A 21,677-nucleotide genomic window follows, 5' to 3' on the forward strand; every position below is an offset into this window, starting at 1 on the left:
ATGACCGACGCACCCGGGGGAGCCGACAGCGGGAGCGAACCGCGGGACGTCCCGCGCACGCGCCGCGAGATGGGCGAATCGCGCCGCGCTGTCGACCCCAACGACCCCGCTGCCATGCTGCAGTCGCACCTGCGGGCGGCGCGGAGCGAGCTCGAGAGTCAGGTCGCGCAGGCCAAGGCAGAGTTCGAGGAGGCCAACGAGCGCATCAAGGAGCGCACCGGGCGAGACCTGATCCTCGCGATCCTGATCGGCCTCGCCATCGGCGCGGTGCTGCTGGGCTCGCTGCTGTTCGTCAAGTGGGCGTTCCTGGTGTTCGCTCTGGCCGCAGTGCTGCTGGCGATCTTCGAGTTCTCGCGCGCCCTGTCGGCGAGTGGGCGCCGTGTCGACCTGGTTCCGCAACTCGCCTCCGGCGCCGTGATCGTCGTCGCGGCCTACTTCGTCGACGCCTGGCTGCAGTGGATCGTGCTGTTCGTCTGCCTCGCCGTCGTGATCGTCTGGCGCCTCGTGGCGCAGATGGCGTCCAACGACGGGCGCACATACGCACTGGTGCTGGGCGATGTCCTCGTCGGCGCCTTCATCCAGCTCTACGTGTCTTTCCTCGCGAGCCTGTGCATCCTGCTGCTCGCGCAGGAGGGCGGGGAGTGGTGGGTGCTCGCCTTCATCATCGTGGCCGTCGCGGTCGACACCGGCGCCTACGTCGCGGGCATCTCGTTCGGCAGGCATCCGATGGCACCACGGATCAGCCCCAAGAAGACGTGGGAGGGCTTCGCCGGCGCTGCCGTCGCCGCGATGGTGGCGGGCGTCCTCGTCGGCATGTTCATGCTCGGGCTCGACTGGTGGATGGGGCTTGTGCTCGGCATCCTGATCCTCGGCACGGCGACTGCCGGCGACCTGGGAGAATCGATGATCAAGCGCGATCTCGGCATCAAGGACATGAGCTCGTGGCTTCCCGGACACGGCGGCGTGCTCGATCGCCTCGACTCGATCCTTCCGTCGACGGTCGCGGCACTGGCCTTGTACTACCTCTTCACCCCCTTGGCGGCAATGTGACTCTCAGCACCGTGACTCTCAGCACCGTGACGGACGTCTCGTGACGGCTCCGGAAGCCGCGGCCCGCGCATCCTTCCCGGAGGCGCACGGGCGGGAGAAGGGCTACGACAAGCACGCGGTCGACGAGTTCATGGATCGGGCTCGCGCCGCGTTCGAGACCGGCTCCGACGATCTCTCCTCGACGGACGTCCGCCATGCCGCGTTCCCACTGGTGCGCCACGGGTACGCCATCGCCTCCGTGGACGCCGCTCTCGGACGCATCGAGGATGCCTTCGCGGCCCGCGAACGGGCGGACGCCATGTCGCGCGCCGGCGCGCGGGCCTGGGTCGGCCACACACGCGAGACCGCACAGACAGTGCTCGACCGTCTGTCGCGGCCACGTCGGCACCGGTTCGACCGGGTCTCGGCCCTGCGCTACGGCTACCGGATCGACGAGGTCGACCTCGTCTCCGACAAGATCTCGCGGTACCTCGAGACGGGCGATTCACTCACCGCCGAGCAGGTCCGCTCGGTGGCGTTCCGCATGCAGCGCGGCGGCTACCGCGAAGTGCAGGTGGATGCCGTCCTCGACGCCGTCGTCGAGGTCATTCTCGCCGTCCGGTGACGCGCCCAGGCCATCGGATGGCACGGTGCGGTGGCCATGGCTAGAATCGGGACCACTGTGACTTCCGGAACCGAGCTGACCCCCACCCGGCGCGCCCGGCGTCAGTCCGTCTCGACCGTCGTCGCCACGTCTGCTCCCGCGTCCGCGCGGCGCGCACCTGCGCCGACCCGATGGTCGCGTCGCCGCAGTGTGCTCGGTGTGTTCGCCGCGTTCGCGGCCGTCGGCTTCGTCGCCGCGTACATCGGACCGACCGGTCTTGCACTGACACAGGCCAGTGCCGAGGAGAGCCCGCCGATCTCGCTGTACGCCAGTTCGCTGGGCGACATCCAGCGGGTCGTCGCGGCCGAGGAAGCCGACCCCGCCGAGCCGACGGCGCTCGACCGAGGCGGGTACACGGTCTTCGTGAAGCCCAAGCCCACGCCCACTCCGACGGTTCAGGCGCGAGGCACAGGGTCCACGTCCGGGGGCTGGCGACCGCCTTTCGTGACTCCCGACCCCGGGTCCGCCCAGGCCATCGCCTACGACATGGTGCTCGCCCGCGGCTGGGGCGACGACCAATTCGCGTGCCTGGTGGCGCTGTGGAAGAAGGAGTCCGGCTGGCGCGTCAACGCCTACAACGCGTCGAGCGGTGCCTACGGCATCCCGCAGGCTCTTCCCGGCAACAAGATGGCGACCGCCGGTGCCGATTGGGAGACCAACCCCGCGACGCAGATCGCGTGGGGACTGGGTTACATCGGCGGACGCTACGGCACACCGTGCGGCGCGTGGGATCACTCGCAGCGCGTCGGCTGGTACTGAGCCATGCCGCGGTCTCATCGCCGCCGCCCCGAACCCAGCGGCGACGACTCGCTTGAGCGCCTGCTGGCGGGGTGGAAGCGCACCGAGATGCGGCGCGGCGTGGAGTGGACGGTGCAGCCGGTCTCGGCGGTGCAGGCGCAGAAGGCTTACATCTGTCCCGGCTGCGGGCGCCAGATCGACATCGGTGTCGCGCATCTGGTCGCGTGGCGCGCCGACGGCGTGCTCGGAGACGCGGCCGACCTGGCCGCGCGACGTCACTGGCATCAGCACTGCTGGAAGGTGGCCTGACATGGAGATCCGCGGTCCGATGCAGCTGCCTGCTCGGCGTGAGGAGATCGAGCTCCACACGCTGGACGGGCTGACGCTCGTGGGCGAGCTCGCCCTGCCCGAGGAACGAGACCCCGTCGCGACCCTGGTGACGCTTCACCCGCTTCCGACAGCGGGCGGGTTCATGGACTCGCACATCCTCCGCAAAGCCGCGGCGCGGCTGCCGGCACTGGCGGATCTCGCCGTGCTCCGCTTCAACACGCGCGGCACATCATCTCCGCGCGGCACGAGCGAGGGGGCGTTCGACGGCGGACGTGCCGAAGCCTTCGATGTCGCAGCCGCGATGGACTTCGTGCACGAGCGGGGGTTGCCGCGCCCGTGGCTCGTGGGATGGTCCTTCGGTACCGAGCTGGCACTGAAATACGGCCGCGATCACGCCATCGAGGGTGCGGTGCTTCTCTCGCCGCCGCTGCACCGCGCGACGGACGCCGAGGTCGCCGCATGGGCCGGCGACCCGCGCCCGCTGATCGTCGTGGTGCCGGAATTCGACGACTATCTCCGTCCGGATGCCGCCGCCGAGCGCTTCGCGAGCGTGCCCGAGGCCGTCCTCATCCCGGTGGAGGGCGGCAAGCATCTATGGGTCGGAGAGGCCCAGACGCGGCGTGTGCTCACCGAGATCGTCGCGGCGGTCCACCCCGATGCGCTGCCGCTGCCGACCGAATGGGATGGGCCGGTCTTCGTCGGCGCGTGATCAGCGCTCGTTCTGGCGCGGGATCACGACCTGGCGGTAGATGATCAGGATGCTCGCGGCCACGGGGATCGCCACCAGTGCGCCCAGCAGACCCAGCAGCGATCCTCCGGCGAGAGCCGCGATGACCACGACGGCCCCCGGCACCGCGACGGCGCGGCCCATGATGCGCGGCGAGATGATGTACGCCTCGATCTGCATGTAGATCAGGTAGTAGATCGCGGCGATGATCGGCGCCGTCGCGGGCGTCCCGAGGCCCGGGATCAGACATGTCAGCACGATGATCGTCGAGCCGGTGAGCGTACCCACCAGCGGGATCAGCGAGAAGAAGAAGGCGATGACGGCGAGGACGGCGGGGAACGGCGCCCCGATGATCGTGAGAAGGATCGCGCTCAGGACCCCGTTGATCACACCGAGACTCACCTGCCCGATGACGTAGTAGCCGACCGAATCGGTGATCTGCTCGCCCAGATCGATGAAGCGTGCGCGCTTGGATGCCGGAACGAGCTGGTAGACCGCTCGCTTGAGGTTCGGCGTCGAGGCCGTGAAGTAGATCGTCAGGATGAGGATGATGAATGCGCCGCCGAATCCGGCGATGATCGAGCCCACCACGGCGATGATGCCGCCGCCGATCTCGCCGCCGATCGCTCCGATATCCAGCGACGCGTACCAGTCCTCGACGTACGCCCACACGTCGTCGACGTTCAGCGTGGGGAAGACGGCGTGGAGCCAATCCTGGATCCCGCCGACGGGATCGTCGAAGACCCCGTCCTCGGCGAGCTTCTGGATCTCTGCCACGAGCTGGCCGATCTGCTGCACGATGATCGGCACGATCATCAGGATGATCCCGGCGAAGGCGGCGAGCACGGCGAGGATCGTGATGAGCACCGCTGCCCACCGCGGGAGCTTGCGCCGCTCCAGCCAGGAGACGACGGGCTCGAGACCCAGCGACAGGAACAGCGCCGTGCCGACGTACAGCAGGATCGTCGACAGCGTCTGGATGCTGCCGATCAGCAGCAGCCCCAGGCCGACACCGAGTGTGGCGACCAGCGCCACCCTGAACGGGTTGTGGATCTTCACCGGACGGATCCCCTCCTCGGCGTGATCGCCGCTCTGCCTTGTCAGGTCAGGATACGCATGACTGGCGTTCAGGCCGGGGAATGGTGCCTCCCGGGCCCCTTTCAGGTCATGTTCGCTAGTCTGAAATGTCGAATCGAAGGACCGTGCCCTAAACGCGTGTCCTCGGAAAGGTGTACTTCGTGCGTTTCGTGTGGGCCGTTGCGGCGTTCGTGCTCGCCGCCGTGATGATCGGGGCGGGCATCGCCCAGCGGACGATCTTCCAGGGACCCCGGACCGAGACCGCGTCGATCTCGGTCGAGGAGGATGCTCCCTACCTGATGATCGACGGGGCCGTGCTCAACCAGATGCCCGGCACGCAGACGCTGCGCGTGCAAGGGGAAGGCGACCTCTTCGCCGCCTACGGGCGCGCCGCCGACGTTCAAGCGTGGCTGTCGGACGCCGAATACAACCGGGTCACGGTGGACCGCGATGGCGAGGTCGTCACCACCCTCGTCGAGCCTGAGCCGGTGGATCCGGCCGACGCCGAATCCGGTGAGGCCGCGGACCCGGCGGCGACCGAGCCGCCGGCAACAGAGCAGGCGGCTCCAGGGGATGAGACGGGCGATGGCGCGACCGGTTCTCCCGGCCGCAATCCGGTCGGGTCCGACCTGTGGCTGGACGAGTTCCAGCAGTCCGACATCTTGATCGCCCCGCTGCAGCTGCCCGAGGACATGAGCGTCTTGGTGGCCACGGACGGCACCGCTGCCGCGCCGAGCACCGTCTCGGTGTCGTGGCCCCTGCAGACGACGACCCCGTGGGCGGGTCCGCTCATCGTGGGCGGTGGCATCCTGATGGCGATCGGCGTCTTCCTGTACATCCTGGGGATCCGCCATGCACGTCGCTCGCGCGGCCCGCGCCGCAAGGGGCTGCCGCTGCCTGTCACCGAGCCGATAGATCTCGCGGTCGACGGTGCCGACAAGGGCGTCATCAGCAGCTCGGATGCCCCGACCCGTCGTCGCGCGGTCACGTCGGGTCGCCGGGCATTCGCCGTCGTTCCCGCAGTCGCCGTCTCGGCGCTGCTGTTCACCGGTTGCGCAGCTGACGCCTGGCCGCAGTTCGGCGCGACGCCGACACCCACTCCGACCGCGACGGTGATCGCCCCGGAAGGTCAGCAAGCGCCCGCCGTGACCAAGCCCCAGGCGGAGCGCATCCTCACCCGCATCGCCTCGACGATCGCCGATGCGGACGCCGCGATGGACGCCGAGCTCGCAGCGACGCGCCTGGAGGGCGCGGCGCTGGCGGCCCGTGAGACGAACTACAAGATCCGCGGGAGCCTGGCCGACTACCAGGCTCCGGCCGGGATCCTCTCCAAGCCGCTGAAGGTCATCCTTCCCCAGGCGTTCGACGGCTGGCCGCGTTCGGTCATCGCCGTCGCCGATGACTCGGCCTCCAAGACGTCGAGCATCATGCTGATGACGCAGCAGGATGCCTGGTCGGACTACAAGCTGTCGTACATCGCCAGCCTCGAAGCCTCAACCCCGCTGCCCGACCTTGCCCCCGCCTACATCGGCGCGACGCAGGTCGAGCCGGATTCGCCGTTCCTGCTGATGGCGCCCGAAGAGATCGCGGCCGCGTACGCCGATGTCATCGACAACGGCGAGGAGAGCGCGTTCTACGACGTGTTCGACCCGGAGGGCGACCAGATGCGCGCCAGCATCGCGGCGGATCGCCAGCGACGCCTGGACGAGTTCAACCAGACGGGAACGGGGACGGGAACCTTCGAGTTCCAGGCGAGCGCCGGCACGCAGCCGCCGTTCGCACTCGCTACCATCGAGAGCGGCGCGATCGTGGCGGTCAACATCCACGAGACCGACACCGTCCGGCCGACCACCGAGGACGCCGTGATCAAGACCGAGAACAATCCGCGGGCCAAGGTGCTCACCGGTGCCGATCAGTCGGCGACGGGATTCACCACGACGTTCACGGATCAGGTCTTCTTCTACGTCCCTGGTTCCGGTTCGGGCGAGAAGATCCGCCTGCTCGGCTATTCCTCTGACATCCTCGACGCGAAGGTGATCTCTTGAGCGATCCCGCCCTCGGCCCCACTCTGCGCGGAGCCGTCGATCTGTCGACGCTTCGCAACCGCCCCGCCCAGCCGGCAACCGGCGGCCAGGCCGTGCCCGCCGGAGCACCCGGCCCTGCCGGTACCCCCGGCGAGGCTGTGGTGGTGCCCTCGTTGGTGATGGACGTCACCGACGAGACGTTCCCGCAGATCCTCGAGCTGTCGCGGGTCGTTCCCGTGGTGATCGATCTGTGGGCGGAGTGGTGCGGTCCCTGCAAGCAGCTGAGCCCCGTGCTGGAGCGCGTGGTGACCGAGCTCGCAGGTCGTCTCGTCCTGGCCAAGGTGGATGTCGACGCGAACCCGCAGCTCTCCCAGGCTTTCCGTGCGCAGTCGATCCCGATGGTCGTCGCCCTTGTCGGCGGCCAGCCGGTGCCGCTGTTCACCGGGGCCGTGCCGGAGCAGCAGGTGCGCGACGTGTTCGCGCAGCTCCTGCAGCTCGCCGCGCAGAACGGTGTCACCGGCACCGCTTCGGCGGACGCAGACCCGACCGCCGAGGCACCCGAGGCGCCTGCGGAGCCGCCGCTGCCGCCCCTTCACGCCGAGGCGTATGCCGCCATCGAAGAGGGCGACTACCCGCGCGCGTTCACGGCGTACGAGCGCGCGCTGGCCGAGAACCCGCGGGATGAAGAAGCACGGGCCGGTCTCGGCCAGGTCAGGCTTCTCGACCGCGTGCAGGGCGCCGATCTGCAGGCCGCGCGCGCCGCAGCCGCCGCAGCCCCCACGGACGTCGCCGCTCAGCTCGTCGTCGCCGACCTGGACCTCGCCGGCGGACATGTCGAGGATGCCTTCGCGCGCCTGCTCGACCTGTTCGCGCAGCTGCCTTCCGACGAACGCGGACCGGTGCGTGAGCGCCTGCTCGAGTTCTTCGCGCTCGTCGGCGATGCCGACCCCCGCGTCCTGTCGGCACGCGGGCGCCTCGCCTCGCTGCTGTTCTGACGGCAGCCCGACGCGAATCGGCTGGGGCTCCGTCAGCCTCGTGAGGGCGACGGGATGTGCGCCTGCGGGTCATGCCGCAGCCACAGCACGCCCAGCGGCGGCAGGACGAGCGAGGCTCGCCCGCTCTCCGCGGCGTGAACCACGCCGAGGTTGCCGACTCGCGAACCGCCGTACTCCTGCGCGTCGGTGTTGAGGATCTCGTGCCACACCCCGGCCTCGGGCAGGTCCAGCTCGTACGAGGTGACGGGCGAGCCGGAGAAGTTCGCCGCCACCACGACCGCGTTGCCGTTCCAGTCGCGGCGGGCGAACGCGATCACGTTCGGGTTCCAGCGAGGGGCGCCCAGGCGTGAGAACGCCGCGCCGTCGCTGTCTCTCGCCCACAAGGCCGAGTGCTCGCGGTAGACGCGGTTGAGCACGGCGACGAAATCGTGCAGCTGGGCATGGGAGGGCTGGTCGAGCAGCCACCAGTCGAGCGAGCGCCCCTCGGACCATTCCGAGAGCTGCCCGAACTCCTGGCCCATGAACAGCAGCTGCTTGCCGGGGTGACCCCACATGTATGCCAGGAACGCGCGCATGTTCGCGAGCTTCTGCCAGTGGTCGCCGGGCATGCGTGCCAACAGGCTGCCCTTGCCGTGGACGACCTCGTCGTGGCTGATGGGGAGCACGAAGTTCTCGCTGAAGGCGTACACGAACGAGAACGACATCTCGCCTTCGTGATGCGAGCGGTGGATGGGATCCCTCGCGATGTACTGCAGCGAGTCGTTCATCCACCCCATGTTCCACTTGAAGCCGAATCCTAGCCCCGCCTGGCTCGTCGGCGCCGTCACGCCCGGGAAGCTGGTCGACTCCTCGGCGATCATCGAGATGCCCGGATAGCGCTTGTAGGCCGTCGCGTTCACCTCCTGCAGGAACCGGATGGTCTCGAGGTTCTCGCGGCCGCCGTGGACGTTCGGCACCCATTCGCCGTCCTCGCGCGAGTAGTCGAGGTAGAGCATGGACGCCACGGCGTCCACGCGCAGGCCGTCGACGTGGAACTCCTCGAACCAGTACAGGGCGTTCGCGACGAGGAAGTTGCGCACCTCGTTGCGACCGTAGTCGAAGATGTAGGTCCCCCAGTCGCGGTGTTCGCCGCGACGCGGATCGGGATGCTCGTACAGGGGTTCGCCGTCGAAGCGTGCGAGAGCGAAGTCGTCCTTGGGGAAGTGGCCGGGCACCCAATCCATGATCACGCCGATGCCGGCCTGGTGCAGCCGGTCGATCAGATATCTGAGATCGTCCGGATGGCCGAATCGGCTGGTCGGCGCGTAGTAGCCCGTGACCTGATAGCCCCACGAGCCGCCGAACGGGTGCTCCGCCAGCGGCAGGAACTCGACGTGCGTGAATCCCTGCGCGGCGACGTAGTCGATCAGCTCTTCCGCGGCATCGCGGTAAGAGAGTCCCTGGCGCCACGAACCGAGATGCAGCTCGTAGACCGACATGGGCTGCGACACCGGCGCTGTGCGTGCGCGCTCCGACAGCCAGGCCCCGTCGCGCCACGTGTACGACGACTCCATGACGACGGATGCCGTCGCCGGCGGCAGTTCGGCATACCGGGCCATCGGATCGGCCTTCACGACCCATTGCCCACGCCTGCTCAGCAGTTCGAACTTGTAGCGGGTTCCGGCGCCGATGCCGGGGACGAACAGCTCCCACACGCCGCTGCCGCCCATGGAGCGCATCGCGTGGCCCTGTCCGTCCCAGCCGTTGAAATCGCCGACCACCCGCACCGCGCGGGCATTCGGCGCCCACACCGTGAAGGCGGTGCCGAGTGAGCCGTCGTGCTCGCGCACGTGCGCGCCGAGCACGCGCCAGAGCTCCTCGTGTCGTCCCTCGCCGATGAGGTGCAGGTCGAGCTCGCCGATGGTCGGCGTGTGCCGGTACGGATCGTCGGCGGTGTAGTCGGGGCCATCCGGGTAGCTCGCGACCAGTTCGTATCGGTCCGGCGAGCCGGCACGCGTCCCCTCCCAGATCCCTTCGCGCACGTGCTCGAGAGGCACGCGGGTGCCGTCGTCGAACACCGCCGTCACGCTGCGCGCCAGCGGACGGCGTGCCCGGATGGTCCAGGTCGTGGTGCCTTCGGCATCCGTACCGGGATGCATCCCCAGCACGGCGTGGGGGTCGTGGTGCGAACCCGCCGCGACGGCATCCAGTATCTGCTCGATCGGTGTCATCGCGGCTCCTTCACGTGGAGGATGTGGACGGGCTCGGTGAACGCGTCGAGCATCACGTAGTTGTGGTCGGACCAGGTCCAGCGGGCTCCGGTGACGAGGTCCTCGACCTCGAACGGCTCGCCGGGCTCGACGCCCCACACGCGCGTGTCGAGGTGGACCATCGTCTGGCGGACCGAGTGCGCGTCGGTGTTGACGACGACGATGATCGTGTCGTTCCGGCCGTCGGGTGAGAGCGCGCCGTCCAGGTGCTTGGAGTAGACCAGGATCGCGTCGTCGTCACTCCAGTGGATGCTGAGGTCGCGGAGCTGACGAAGGGCCGGGTGCGCGCGGCGGATCTCGTTGAGCCTCGTCAAGAACGGGGCGAGCGAGTCGCCGTGTTCGATCGCCCCCGCCCAGTCGCGGAACTTGTACTCGTACTTCTCGTTGTCGATGTTCTCTTCCGAACCCGGCCGTGCCACGTTCTCGAACAGCTCGTATCCCGCGTAGACGCCGTAGGTGGGGGCCGCAGTGGCCGCGATGGCTGCGCGGATCCGGTACGCCGCGCGCCCGCCGTACTGGAGGTACTCCGTGAGGATGTCGTGGGTGTTCACGAAGAGGTTGGGTCGCATGTAGTCCGCGGTCTCATGCGCGATCGACGTGAGGAATTCCTCGAGCTCGGCCTTCGTGTTGCGCCAGGTGAAGTACGAGTAGCTCTGCTGGAAACCGACGGCGGCGAGGCTCTGCATGACAGCGGGGCGGGTGAACGCCTCCGAGAGGAAGATCACCTCGGGACTCTCTGCGTTCACCGTGGCGATCAGCCACTCCCAGAATTGCAGCGGCTTGGTGTGGGGATTGTCGACCCGGAAGATCTTCACGCCCTGGGCCACCCAGTGACGCACGATCCGGAGGACCTCGGCGTAGATGCCGTCAGGGTCGGTGTCGAAGTTGACAGGATAGATGTCCTGGTACTTCTTGGGCGGGTTCTCGGCATAGGCGATCGTGCCGTCCGGGAGCACGGTGAACCATTCCGGATGCTCGGTGACCCAGGGATGATCCGGTGAGGCCTGCAGCGCCAGGTCGAGCGCGACTTCCATCCCCTCGCCCGCGGCGGCGCGGACGAACGCCCGGAAGTCCGCCGGTGTGCCGAGATCGGGATGGATGGCGTCATGTCCGCCCTCCGGCCCGCCGATCGCGTACGGGGAACCGGGGTCGCCGGGCAGCGCCTCGAGGGTGTTGTTGCGTCCCTTGCGGTTGGTGTGACCGATCGGGTGGATCGGCGGCAGGTACACGACGTCGAAACCCATCGCCGCGACGGCGGGAAGCCGCTTCATCGCGGTGCGAAAGGTCCCGCTCTTGATGGAGCCGTCCTTCATGCGTCGAGCGCCTTCCGAACGGGGGAAGAGCTCGTACCATGCGCCGACGCCGGCGCGTGCCCGCTCGACGAGCAGCTCGCGTTCTTCGCCGATCGTGACGAGCGACATGGCGGGTCGCACTCGGAAGATCTCCGCCAGAGCCGGATTCCGCACGACCTCGAGCGCGCCCTCGTCGTCCACCGACACGTCTCGCAACGTGGTGGCGGCGGCGGTGAGGGTGCGACGCTCGGCGGAGGGCCGCGCCTTGTCAGCGGCGGCGCTGTCGAACAGGCGTGCGCCAAGCTCGCGCATGAGGCCGGGATCCACCCCCGCGGCGATCTTGACGTCGGCAGCATGCTGCCACGTTGCGAAGTCGTCGCCGAACGCCTCGAAGCGGAACCGCCACACCCCCTCCTCGAGGACCGCGACTTCGGCCTGCCATCGGTCCCACCCGTCCAGAAGCGGACGGAGGCGATGAAGCGACTCGTCACCGGAGGGCGCGAACAGCCGCACCTGGACGCCGATGCGGTCGTGGCCCTCACGGAACGCCGTGACGCGGAAGGGCACAGCCTCCCCGGTGAAGGCTTTCGGGCGGAAGTCGCCCCATGGGACGGATGGCGCGGGCTGGGCCAGCGGAACGCGCCGCGACGTCGTCGGGGGCTCGGTCAGCGAAGGGCGGGCGTCGCGGACAGGGATGGCCGAGGCGCTCCGCCACGGGCGGGAGCGCGCGGAGCGCGTCGTCGTGACCACGTCTCGAACCTACCCTGCGACGGGGCGAGACGACAGGCGAGGGACCGGGCGGGCACGTCCGGTCGCGAGGTCGGTCACTCCACTCGGAAGAGGCGCATGGAGGTGCCGGGAAGGGTCACTGCGTCTCCGGGGCCGAGAGGCGAGCCGCCCTCGTCCGGCGCTTCATCGGCGCTCGACCACAGCGGAACGAAGCGCGTCGCATCGTCGATGCGGGGGAGCGTGACGTCGATCGCCCGCTCCGTGCCGTGGATCATGAGCAGCACCCGGTTGAACTCCTCGAATTCGGGAGTGGAGGCCGCCACGTACTGCAGTGTGCGGTGCGAAGGATCGGTCCACCGATCGATCGACATCGTCTCACCATGCTCGTCGTACCACTCCATGACGGATGCGGACGGGGTGTGCTCGCCCCATCGCGCGAACCGCACCGGACGCAGCGCCGGGTTGTCGCGCCGCAGCCGCAGGAGTCGCTGCACGTGGGCGTGAAGATCCTGCTGCCAGGGCGCGTGCTCCCACGAGAGCCAGGTAAGGGCGGAGTCGTGGCAATAGGCGTTGTTGTTTCCGCGCTGGGTCCTGCCGAACTCGTCGCCGGCGGTGAGCATCGGCACACCCGCCGAAAGCAGCAGGGTGCCGAGCAGATTGCGCATCGCCTTGCGCCGTGTCGAGAGGATCGACTCGTCGTCGGTGGGTCCCTCGGCGCCGTGGTTGAACGAGCGGTTGGTGTCGGCGCCGTCGCGATTGTGCTCGCCGTTGCCGAGATTGTGCTTGACGTCGTAGCTGACGAGATCGCGCAGGGTGAATCCGTCGTGGGCGGTGACGAAATTGACCCCTGCCAACGGGCCGCGCTCGGCGCTGAAGGTGTTGGCGGATCCGGCCAGACGGTGCGCGAGTCCTCCGATGCCGACCGGAGAGGTCGACGCGCGCCGCGCGTAGTCGACGTCGCTCAGCCAGAAGTTGCGGACGCGATCCCGGTAGCGGTCGTTCCACTCCGTCCAGCCGTCTCCGAAGTTCCCGGTCTGCCAGCCGCCCATCCCCACGTCCCACGGCTCGGCGATCTTCTTCACGTTCGCCAGGGCCGGATCGTCGATGATCGCCCGCAGCAGCGGGTGGTCGGGGGTGAAGGTGTGGTGCGCGTCGCGCCCGAGGGTCGCGGCGAGATCGAAGCGGAAGCCGTCGATCTGCACCTCCTCGGCCCAGTAGCGCAGCGAATCGAGCACGAGGCGGGCCGCAGCATCCGTCGACGTGTTCAGGGAGTTGCCGCAGCCGGTGACGTCGATGTACGCGCCGTCGTCGTCCTGACGGTAATAGGCGCGGTTGTCGATGCCCCGAAGGCTCGAGCGCGGGCCGCCGATGCCCTCTTCGGCGGTGTGGTTGTAGACGACGTCGAGGATGACCTCCAGCCCTGCCTCGTGGAGCAGCCGGACCATGCCCTTGAACTCCCGGAGAATCGCCTCGGGACCCTGCCTGCGTGCTTCTTCGGTGGCGTACTCGGGGTGGGGCGTGAAGAAGTTGAGTGTGTTGTATCCCCAGTAATTCGTCAGTCCGTGCTGCAGGAGTCGCGGCTCGGTCGCGAACGCGTGCACGGGGAGCAGCTGGATGCTGGTCACTCCGAGACTGAGGAAGTGCTCCACCATCGCGGGGTGGGCCAGTCCCGCATACGTGCCGCGGAGGGCGCCGGGGACGCCCGGATGCCGTTTGGACAGCCCTTTGAGATGCCCTTCGTAGAGCACCGTGCGATCCATCGGCACCGCGGGTTTGCCGACCCCGCCCCAATCGAAGGAGCCCTCGACGACGACGGACCGCCAGCCGTTGAAGCCTGTACGGACGAGGCCGCGCGAGTGGGGCTCGAGCAGAAGCGTCCCGCGGTTGAACGTGTTTCCGGCCGCCTGTGGTCCGTCCACGCGCACCGCGTACCGCGTGCCGGGCCGCAGCAGCGGCGTCGTGGCGGTCCAGATGCCGCCGTCTTCGGACGCGAGTGGCACGGTGTCGGTGATCCAGTCGAGGTCGGTGTCGTCGAAGACCACGAGCTCGACGGATTCGGCCGCTCCCGACCACACGCGCAGCGTGGCGGCGTCGGCTCCGAGCGTGACGCCGAGGTCGTCGAACCGTGCACCGAGCATGTCGTCGGGTGCGATCGCGAGGGCGGCGTCCGGGCTGACCATGCGGACTACCATAACGATGGTGTGAGTCGCCGGCGTTACGGGACTCGGTTCCGGGCGCGGCGGCACTCCGACCCAGCCGCGGCCCAGCCGTCGCAGGTACCTGACGCGGCGACGAGCGAGGGGGAACGACGGATGACGGTCTATCTCGACCACGCCGCGACCACGCCGCTGCGGCCGGAGGCCCGCGCGGCCTGGCTCGAGGCGGCGGAGGCTCTCGGCAACGCGTCATCGATCCACGGCCCCGGCCAGCACGCCCGACGGCTCCTCGAAGAGGCCCGTGAGCGGCTCGCGGCCGTGCTGGACTGCGATGCGATCGAGGTGGTCTTCACCTCGGGCGGCACCGAGGCGGTGAATCTGGCGGTCAAGGGCCTGTGGTGGAGTCGCGAGCCGGGTGCGGACGCGATCGTCCTGCCGGACGGCGAGCATCACGCCACGATCGATGCGGTCCATTGGCTCGAGGGCGAAGGCACCGAGGTCCGCGCCGTGCCGCTCGACGCCGACGGCCGCATCGGCCTGCACCCGTTCGCAGCGGCGCTTCCCGGCGCCGCTCTGGCCACTGCACTCGTGGCCAACAACGAGGTGGGCACGGTCAACGACGCAGCGGGGCTCTCGGTGGCCGCGGCCGACGCCGGCGTGCCGTTGCACCTGGATGCCGTCGCCGCCTTCGGGCATGTGCCGGTGGCGTTCCGCCGGTGGCGCGGCGGCGGCCCCTCGAGTGGCGGCCTGGCGGCGCTGAGCGTCTCGGCGCACAAGGTCGGCGGCCCCGTGGGCGTGGGAGCCCTTGTGGTCTCGCGGACGGCGAAGCTGTCGGCGCTCGTGCACGGCGGTGGTCAGCAGCGAGGGCTTCGTGCCGGGACGCAGGACGTCGCAGGCGCCGCCGCGTTCGCGGTGGCAGCCGAGCTGGCCGAGTCCGAGCGCGAGGCCGAGGCGCGGCGGCTCGCAGCGCTCCGCGACCGCCTGGTGGACGGCATCCGGAACAGCGTCCCCGGTGCCGAACTGCTCGGCGATCCCGTCGAGCGGGTGCCCGGCAACGCACATGTGCTCTTTCCTGGGGCTTCGGGTGAGACGTTGCTGTTCCTGCTCGACCGGGCAGGGGTCGCCGTCTCTACGGGGTCGGCGTGCCAGGCGGGAATCCCAGAGCCTTCGCACGTGGTCACCGCGATGGGAAGGACGGATGCCGAGGCCAGGCAGGTGCTGCGGTTCACCCTCGGGCGCACCAGCGCCGACGACGACATCACCGCGGTGCTCGCCGCCCTCCCCGGGGCCGTCGAGCGCGCACGAGCGGCGTCCGGCCCGCGTCCAGCCGGCCGTTCGTAGACTGGACCCATGCGGATCCTTGCGGCCATGAGCGGTGGCGTCGACTCGGCCGTCGCGGCGGCGCGCGCCGTCGAGGCGGGACACGACGTCGTCGGCGTGCACCTCGCGCTGTCACGCGCCGGCGGAACGCTGCGCACTGGCAGCCGCGGCTGCTGCACGATCGAGGACGCGATGGATGCCCGGCGCGCGGCCGATCGCCTCGGGATCCCCTTCTATGTGTGGGACTTCTCGGAGCGGTTCCGCGACGACGTCATCGACGACTTCATCGCCGAATACCAGGCCGGTCGCACGCCCAACCCGTGCATGCGCTGCAACGAGAAGATCAAGTTCGCGGCCCTCCTCGAGCGCGCCCTCGAGCTCGGCTTCGACGCGGTCTGCACCGGCCACTACGCGACGCTCGTGGACGGGCCTGAGGGGCTGGAACTGCATAGGGCGTCGGATGCCGCGAAGGACCAGTCCTACGTGCTCGGCGTTCTGACGGCCGAGCAGCTGGGACACACCTACTTCCCCCTCGGCGCGACACCCTCCAAGGCGCTCGTGCGCGCCGAGGCCGAGGCCCGTGGGCTCACGGTCGCGCAGAAGCCGGACAGCCACGACATCTGCTTCATCCCCGACGGCGATACGCGCGGGTGGCTCGCCGAGAAGGTCGGCGCGACGCAGGGTGATGTCGTCGACCGCTCCGGGGCGGTCGTCGGGACGCACGAGGGTGCGCACGCCTTCACCGTCGGCCAGCGGCGAGGATTGTCGCTCGGCGTGCCGGCACCTGACGGCAAGCCGCGATTCGTGCTCGAGGTGAGGCCGGTGTCGAACACCGTGGTGGTCGGGCCGAAGGAGGCTCTGGCCACGGCTGAGATCGCGGGGGAGCGCTTCACGTGGGCAGGACGGGCACCTCGGGCGACGGCATTCGCGTGCCATGTGCAGATCCGTGCCCACGCCGACCCGGTCCCCGCGGCGGCTCGCCTCGAGGACGGACTGCTCACCGTCGTGCCCGAGTCCCCGTTCGACGGCGTCGCGCCCGGACAGACCGCTGTGCTCTACGACGGCACGCGCGTCATCGGCCAGTTCACGATCGACCGCACCGTCTCGGCGGTTCCCGTCGAGGCGTGACGCCGGGCCGTGCGAGTCCGGCCCTGCGCACGTCGGGGCCCGCTTCTAGACTGACGGGGTGACGGATGCCCCACTTCCCGCCGACCCCGGTCTCGAAGGCGCGCGTGCCGAATCCCAACAGCTGATCGAACGCATCATCGGGGCGCGAGACGCCTACTACGGGCGCGACGCCGAGATCGTCGACGATGCGACCTACGACTCGTGGATGCACCGTCTCGAAGAGCTCGAGCGCCTGCACCCCGAGCTGCAGGGCCAGGATTCGCCGACGCAGACCGTCGGCGCGGCCGAGAGCTCGATGTTCGCGCCCGTCGAGCACGCCGAGCGCATGCTGAGCCTCGACAACGTCTTCAGCTCCGACGAGCTGCGCGACTGGTGTCTGAAGGCACGAGCGTCCGCCGGCCGCGACGTGCGGTGGCTCACCGAGCTCAAGATCGACGGCCTGGCGATCAGCCTCCGGTACGAGCGCGGGATCCTGACGTCGGCCGCGACACGCGGTGACGGGCGGGTCGGTGAGGACGTCACCACGAACGCGATCCGGGTCACCGGCATCCCGGAGCGCCTGTCGGGCACCGGGCATCCGGATCTCGTCGAGGTGCGCGGCGAGGTGTTCATCCCGGTCGCGGCGTTCGAGAAGCTCAATGCGCTGCAGGCCGACATGCGCGACCGTGTCGTCGAGGATGCCCGGGCGCGTGCCCGCGGCTTCGACGAGGCGAAGGCCCGCGTGAGTGCCGAACGCCGGTTCCCGTCGTTCGCGAATCCCCGCAACGCGGCGTCGGGCGGCCTGCGTCAGCAGCTCGACAAGAAGGACGGCCTCGAGCGCGAGGCAGGCCAGGCGCGGCTGGATTCGCTGCGCCTGTTCGTCCACGGCATCGGGGCCTGGGGGCGTCCGCCGGTGTCGTCGCAGAGCGAGATCTACGCGCTGCTCGCCGATTGGGGGCTGCCGACGAGTCCGTACTTCCGCACATTCGACGACATCGACGGAGTGCTGGGATTCGTCGAGTACTACGGCGAGCATCGCCACGCCGTCGAGCACGAGCTGGACGGGATCGTTGTCAAGGTCGACGAGCTCGAGCTGCACGACGAGCTCGGCGCCACGAGCCGCGCCCCGCGGTGGGCGATCGCCTACAAGTACCCGCCCGAGCAGGTCAACACGAAGCTCCTCGACATCGTGGTGTCGGTGGGTCGTACCGGCCGAGCCACACCGTTCGCTGTCATGGCCCCCGCGCGCGTCGCGGGCTCCGTGGTGCGCCAGGCGACCCTGCACAACCAGGACGTCGTCCGCGCCAAGGGCGTGCTCATCGGCGACACGGTGGTGCTGCGCAAGGCCGGAGACGTCATTCCCGAGATCCTCGGTCCCGTCGTCGAGCTGCGCGACGGCACCGAGCGCGAGTTCGTGATGCCGGCCGACTGCCCCGAATGCGGATCTCAGCTCGCTCCCGCGAAAGAGGGCGACATCGATCTGCGCTGCCCCAACACGCGGGCCTGCCCCGCGCAGGTGAGGGGGCGCGTCGAGCACATCGGATCGCGCGGAGCGCTCGACATCGAGGCGCTCGGCGAGGTCACCGCGGCGGCGCTCACGCAGCCGTCGGTGCCTGAGACGCCGCCGCTCGAGACGGAGGCGGGGCTGTTCGATCTGACCCTGGACCAGCTCGTGCCCATCGAGGTGGTGGTGCGCGATGCCGAGACCGGCGAGCCACGCGTGGACGCCAAGACCGGTGAAGTCGTGCGTCGGGCCCCCTTCCGTCGCAACCCCAGCGCTGCCGAGAAGAAGGCGGGGGCGACCGGACCGCAGCCCTCGGCCCAGGCGCTCACGCTGCTCGACCAGCTCGAGCGCGCCAAGACCAAAGAGCTGTGGCGGTTCCTCGTCGCGCTGAACATCCGGCACGTCGGCCCGGTCGCCGCCCGGGCGCTGGCGCAGTGGTTCGGATCGGTCGACGCGATCCGCGTGGCCACGCGCGACGAGCTCGCCGGGGTCGAGGGGGTCGGCGGCATCATCGCGGATTCGCTCACGGACTGGTTCGAGATCGACTGGCATCGCGAGATCGTCGACCGGTGGGTCGCCGCCGGAGCTCGGCTGACGACCCCCGGGCACCCCGGCCCCGGGGCCGCGGCGGCAGGCGGGGGAGTGCTGGACGGCCTCACGATCGTCGCCACCGGATCCCTCGACGGCTACACGCGCGAGGGCGCGCAGGAGGCGATCCTCAACGCCGGCGGAAAGGCCGCCTCGAGCGTCTCGAAGAAGACGGACTTCGTCGCGGCGGGGCCCGGCGCGGGCTCGAAGCTCGCCAAGGCCGAAGAACTCGGCATCCGGATCCTTGACGCGGCCCAGTTCCACCTCCTGGTGACGCAAGGCCCTTCCGCCCTCGAACCACCGGCGGAGTGAAGACATGACGCGACGGATCACTGTGGTGACCGGTGCGGCAGGCGGCATCGGGTCCGCGATCGTCGACGTGCTCCTCGCTCTCGGCGAGGGCGTCGTGGCGATCGACCGCGGTCCGACCGGACGAGCCGTGTCCGACGCCTTCGCCGAGGTGATCGGCGACGCCGGCGATCCCCGGGTGCTCGACGACGCGGTCCAGGAGGCATCCGGTCTCGGCCTGCTGACGGGCTGGGTGAACAACGCCGCGGTGTTCGACGACGTGTGGCTGGACACCGGCGCCGAGGGTGCGGTGAGCACGGCGATCACCGCCAATCTCCAGCCGGCGGTGAACGGATCGGCCGCCGCGGTGCGAGCGTTCCTGAACGCCGGCACCCGTGGTGCGATCGTGGCCGTCAGCTCTCACCAGGCCAGGCGCCCGGTGCGGGGAAGCTTGGCGTACGCCACGGCGAAGGCAGCGCTCGAGGGGCTCACGCGCTCGCTCGCGGTCGACTACGGACCGGACGGGATCCGCGCGAATGCGGTCGCGCTCGGGTCGATCCGGACGGCACGCTATGACGCCCATCTCTCGTCGCTGCCGGACCGCGGGCGGGCGGAGTTCGAGGCGTCGATCGCCGCACTGCAACCGCTGGGTCGCGTCGGTGACGCGACCGAGGTGGCGGCGGTCGTCGCGTTCCTGCTCTCCGAAGAGGCGTCCTTCGTCACCGGTGCCGTCGTGCCCGTCGATGGCGGGCGCGCCGCGCGGGGCGGCGATCCCGAGGAACGAAAGCGGACTACTTCCCGGTCGTGAGCGCGAGCAGGCGGTCCCGCACCTGACGGCGCAGCACCTTGCCGATCAGCGACTTGGGCAGTTCGTCGACCACGAAGACACGACGCGGCACCTTGTACGGGGTCAGGATGCCGCGGGCGAACTCGCGGACCGCCTCGACATCGACGTCGCCCGCGTCCGGGGCGCAGACGATCGCGGCGACGACCTCCTCGCCGGAGTGATCACTGGGCAGCCCGACGACGGCGACGTCCTCGACCATCGGATGCTGTCGCAGTGCGTTCTCCACCTCGGTGGGCGCGACATTGAAGCCGCCGGTGATGATGAGCTCCTTGATCCGGTCGACGATGCGCACGAAGCCGGCGTCGTCGATCGTGACGATGTCACCGGTGCGGAACCACCCGTCGGCGAACACGGCCTCGGTCTCTTCGGGCTTGCCGTAGTACCCGCTGAAGACCTGGGGGCCGCGTACGAGGAGTTCGCCGCGGTCTCCGGGAGCGACATCCTGTGTCGGGTCGTCGGGGTCGACCACGCGGCACTCGGTGCCCGGCAGCGGCAGCCCCACCGTACCGGGCACGCGATTGTCGGCGACGGGGTTGGCCATCAGCACCGGCGAGCATTCGCTCAGGCCGTAGCCCTCGACCAGGTACCCGCCGGAGGCCTCCTCGAATGGCACGACGAGCTCGTGCGGCAGGGCCATCGCCCCCGAGATCGCCACCTGGGTGCCGGCGAGCGAGATGCCCTTCTCTCGTGCAGCCTTCAGCAGCCGATCGGCGATCGGCGGAACGAGCGGGAGGAAGGTCGCCGGATGCTTCTTCGTCACGTCCAGCACCATGTCGGGGTCGAAACGGGGGAAGAGCACGAGGCGGGCACCCATCGACATCGCGAACGTGAGGCACAGCGTAAGCCCGTAGGCGTGGAACATCGGCAGCACGGCGTACACGACGCATCCGTCGCCGCGCACGATCGAGGGCACCCACGCACGCGCCTGCGCCGCGTTGGACAGGAGGTTGCGATGCGTCAGCGACGCCCCCTTCGGGCTGCCGGTCGTGCCGCTGGTGTACTGGATGAGAGCGAGATCGTCCGTTGCGGGCTTCGGGTGAGTCTGCGGGAGCGGGTCGGACCCGACCACGTCCTCCCATGCCACGGCGCCGATCACCCGTTCGGTCAGAGCGGCACGCGCTTCGCGGGCCTTGGCGATCGGCAGGCGCAGCGCCGCGCGTGTGCGGAAGGGCATCGCCGTGGTGATGTCGACGGTGATGATCGTCGAGACCGCGAGATCCGCAGGGAAGTCCTGCACGGACTTGACGATCTTGCTCCAGACGATCGCGTGCTTCGCGCCGTGATCCTCGAACTGCTTGCGCAGTTCCCGCGGCGTGTAGAGCGGGTTGTGCTCGATCACCACCGCGCCCAGGCGCAGGACGGCGTAGAAGGCGACGATGTGCTGCGGGCAGTTCGGAAGAACGATGGCCACCGGGTCGCCGGCGCGCACACCGCGGTCACGCAGACCAGCCGCGGCCCGCTCGATCTGCTCGTGGAGCGACCGGTACGACGTCGTGCGTCCGAAGAACTGCAGGGCGACCGCATCCGGATAGTCGCGCGCCGATGCCTCGACGATGTCGACCAGGGAGCCCGTGATGGGCGGCAGATCCGCGGGCACTCCCTCGGCGTAGCTGGCGATCCAGGGGCGCGGCGGGTCGTAGGTCGTCACGCGCCAAGCCTATGCCGGGCCCCCGCGCCCTCGGAGGTGCCTCGCGGTCCGAATAGACTGTCGTGGTGTCTGAAATCACCCCCGATCTCGTGCGTCACCTCGGTGTGCTCGCCCGGATCCAGCTCAGCGACGAGGAGGTCGAGCGCCTGACCGGCCAGCTCGACGTCATCGTCGACAACATCGCGAAGGTCTCGGAGGTCGCCACGCCCGACGTGGCGGCGACGAGCCACCCGATCCCGCTGCAGAACGTCTTCCGCCCCGACGAAGTGGGCGATCTGCTCACCCCGGCGCAGGTGCTCCAGAACGCACCGGATGCCGCCGACGGGCGATTCCGCGTCACCGCGATCCTCGGCGAAGAGCAGTAA

General features: G+C 69.6%; 17 protein-coding genes. 12 read left to right on the plus strand and 5 right to left on the minus strand.

The features are described 5' to 3' along the window. The 5 genes from ACLKM7_RS10265 to ACLKM7_RS10285 are packed head-to-tail and all read left to right on the plus strand — an operon-like array spanning window position 1 to window position 3,470. Window positions 1-1,050 carry a phosphatidate cytidylyltransferase gene (locus ACLKM7_RS10265; RefSeq protein ID WP_436447089.1) on the plus strand — a complete coding sequence of 350 codons (1,050 nt, stop codon included), beginning with the start codon at window positions 1-3 and terminating at the stop codon, window positions 1,048-1,050. Window positions 1,051-1,090: 40 nt separating this feature from the next. After that, window positions 1,091-1,654 (plus strand): DivIVA domain-containing protein, encoded by a 564-nt coding sequence (locus ACLKM7_RS10270; protein WP_436447090.1) that lies wholly within the window; start codon window positions 1,091-1,093, stop codon window positions 1,652-1,654. Window positions 1,655-1,711: 57 nt separating this feature from the next. Further along, window positions 1,712-2,452 carry a lytic transglycosylase domain-containing protein gene (locus ACLKM7_RS10275; protein WP_436447091.1) on the plus strand — a complete coding sequence of 247 codons (741 nt, stop codon included), beginning with the start codon at window positions 1,712-1,714 and terminating at the stop codon, window positions 2,450-2,452. Window positions 2,453-2,455: 3 nt separating this feature from the next. After that, entirely contained in the window at window positions 2,456-2,740 is a 285-nt protein-coding gene (locus ACLKM7_RS10280) for a hypothetical protein (protein WP_436447092.1), read from the plus strand. A gap of 1 nt (window position 2,741) precedes the next feature. Then, window positions 2,742-3,470, plus strand: coding sequence for an alpha/beta hydrolase (locus tag ACLKM7_RS10285; RefSeq protein ID WP_436447093.1), 729 nt, complete (start codon window positions 2,742-2,744; stop codon window positions 3,468-3,470). On the opposite strand, the gene ACLKM7_RS10290 is transcribed toward ACLKM7_RS10285, so the two are convergent. Beyond that, window positions 3,471-4,547: an AI-2E family transporter gene (locus tag ACLKM7_RS10290; RefSeq protein ID WP_436447094.1), complete on the minus strand. Its 1,077-nt coding sequence runs from the start codon at window positions 4,545-4,547 to the stop codon at window positions 3,471-3,473. A gap of 179 nt (window positions 4,548-4,726) precedes the next feature. On the opposite strand from ACLKM7_RS10290, the gene ACLKM7_RS10295 reads away from it, so the two are divergent. Together ACLKM7_RS10295 and ACLKM7_RS10300 are read left to right on the plus strand one after the other, a co-directional pair. Then, complete coding sequence (locus ACLKM7_RS10295; RefSeq protein WP_436447095.1) at window positions 4,727-6,610, plus strand: glycosyl transferase; 1,884 nt, start codon at window positions 4,727-4,729, stop codon at window positions 6,608-6,610. Beyond that, window positions 6,607-7,584, plus strand: coding sequence for a tetratricopeptide repeat protein (locus ACLKM7_RS10300; RefSeq protein WP_436447096.1), 978 nt, complete (start codon window positions 6,607-6,609; stop codon window positions 7,582-7,584). Before ACLKM7_RS10295 ends, ACLKM7_RS10300 begins: the two co-directional genes overlap by 4 nt. Window positions 7,585-7,616: 32 nt before the next feature. Here the strand turns inward: ACLKM7_RS10300 and glgB are convergent, their stop codons facing one another. The 3 genes from glgB to glgX form a co-directional block, all read right to left on the minus strand. Continuing rightward, window positions 7,617-9,794: a 1,4-alpha-glucan branching protein GlgB gene (gene glgB, locus ACLKM7_RS10305; RefSeq protein ID WP_436447097.1), complete on the minus strand. Its 2,178-nt coding sequence runs from the start codon at window positions 9,792-9,794 to the stop codon at window positions 7,617-7,619. Beyond that, window positions 9,791-11,875: an alpha-1,4-glucan--maltose-1-phosphate maltosyltransferase gene (locus tag ACLKM7_RS10310; protein WP_436447098.1), complete on the minus strand. Its 2,085-nt coding sequence runs from the start codon at window positions 11,873-11,875 to the stop codon at window positions 9,791-9,793. The genes glgB and ACLKM7_RS10310 overlap by 4 nt, the downstream gene beginning before the upstream one ends. A gap of 74 nt (window positions 11,876-11,949) precedes the next feature. Beyond that, complete coding sequence (gene glgX / locus ACLKM7_RS10315) at window positions 11,950-14,034, minus strand: glycogen debranching protein GlgX (protein WP_436447099.1); 2,085 nt, start codon at window positions 14,032-14,034, stop codon at window positions 11,950-11,952. Between the two features lie 132 nt (window positions 14,035-14,166). Between glgX and ACLKM7_RS10320 the strand changes: the two genes are divergently transcribed. Genes ACLKM7_RS10320 through ACLKM7_RS10335 form a run of 4 tightly spaced genes read left to right on the plus strand, consistent with a single transcriptional unit; the run spans window position 14,167 to window position 19,625 of the window. Continuing rightward, a complete protein-coding gene (locus ACLKM7_RS10320) occupies window positions 14,167-15,351 on the plus strand; it encodes a cysteine desulfurase family protein (protein ID WP_436447100.1) in 1,185 nt (394 codons plus the stop codon). A gap of 9 nt (window positions 15,352-15,360) precedes the next feature. Further along, a complete protein-coding gene (mnmA, locus tag ACLKM7_RS10325; protein ID WP_436447101.1) occupies window positions 15,361-16,458 on the plus strand; it encodes a tRNA 2-thiouridine(34) synthase MnmA in 1,098 nt (365 codons plus the stop codon). A 58-nt stretch (window positions 16,459-16,516) separates the two neighbouring features. Then, a complete protein-coding gene (gene ligA, locus ACLKM7_RS10330; RefSeq protein WP_436447102.1) occupies window positions 16,517-18,841 on the plus strand; it encodes an NAD-dependent DNA ligase LigA in 2,325 nt (774 codons plus the stop codon). Window positions 18,842-18,845: 4 nt separating this feature from the next. Next, a complete protein-coding gene (locus ACLKM7_RS10335) occupies window positions 18,846-19,625 on the plus strand; it encodes an SDR family NAD(P)-dependent oxidoreductase (protein ID WP_436447103.1) in 780 nt (259 codons plus the stop codon). On the opposite strand, the gene ACLKM7_RS10340 is transcribed toward ACLKM7_RS10335, so the two are convergent. Next, window positions 19,609-21,312 carry a long-chain-fatty-acid--CoA ligase gene (locus ACLKM7_RS10340; RefSeq protein ID WP_436447104.1) on the minus strand — a complete coding sequence of 568 codons (1,704 nt, stop codon included), beginning with the start codon at window positions 21,310-21,312 and terminating at the stop codon, window positions 19,609-19,611. The genes ACLKM7_RS10335 and ACLKM7_RS10340 overlap by 17 nt on opposite strands. 65 nt (window positions 21,313-21,377) lie before the next feature. On the opposite strand from ACLKM7_RS10340, the gene gatC reads away from it, so the two are divergent. Further along, window positions 21,378-21,677: an Asp-tRNA(Asn)/Glu-tRNA(Gln) amidotransferase subunit GatC gene (gene gatC, locus ACLKM7_RS10345; protein WP_168914101.1), complete on the plus strand. Its 300-nt coding sequence runs from the start codon at window positions 21,378-21,380 to the stop codon at window positions 21,675-21,677.

The organism is Microbacterium sp. I2, from assembly GCF_051364985.1.
In the GTDB taxonomy this organism is placed as follows: Bacteria; Actinomycetota; Actinomycetes; order Actinomycetales; family Microbacteriaceae; genus Microbacterium.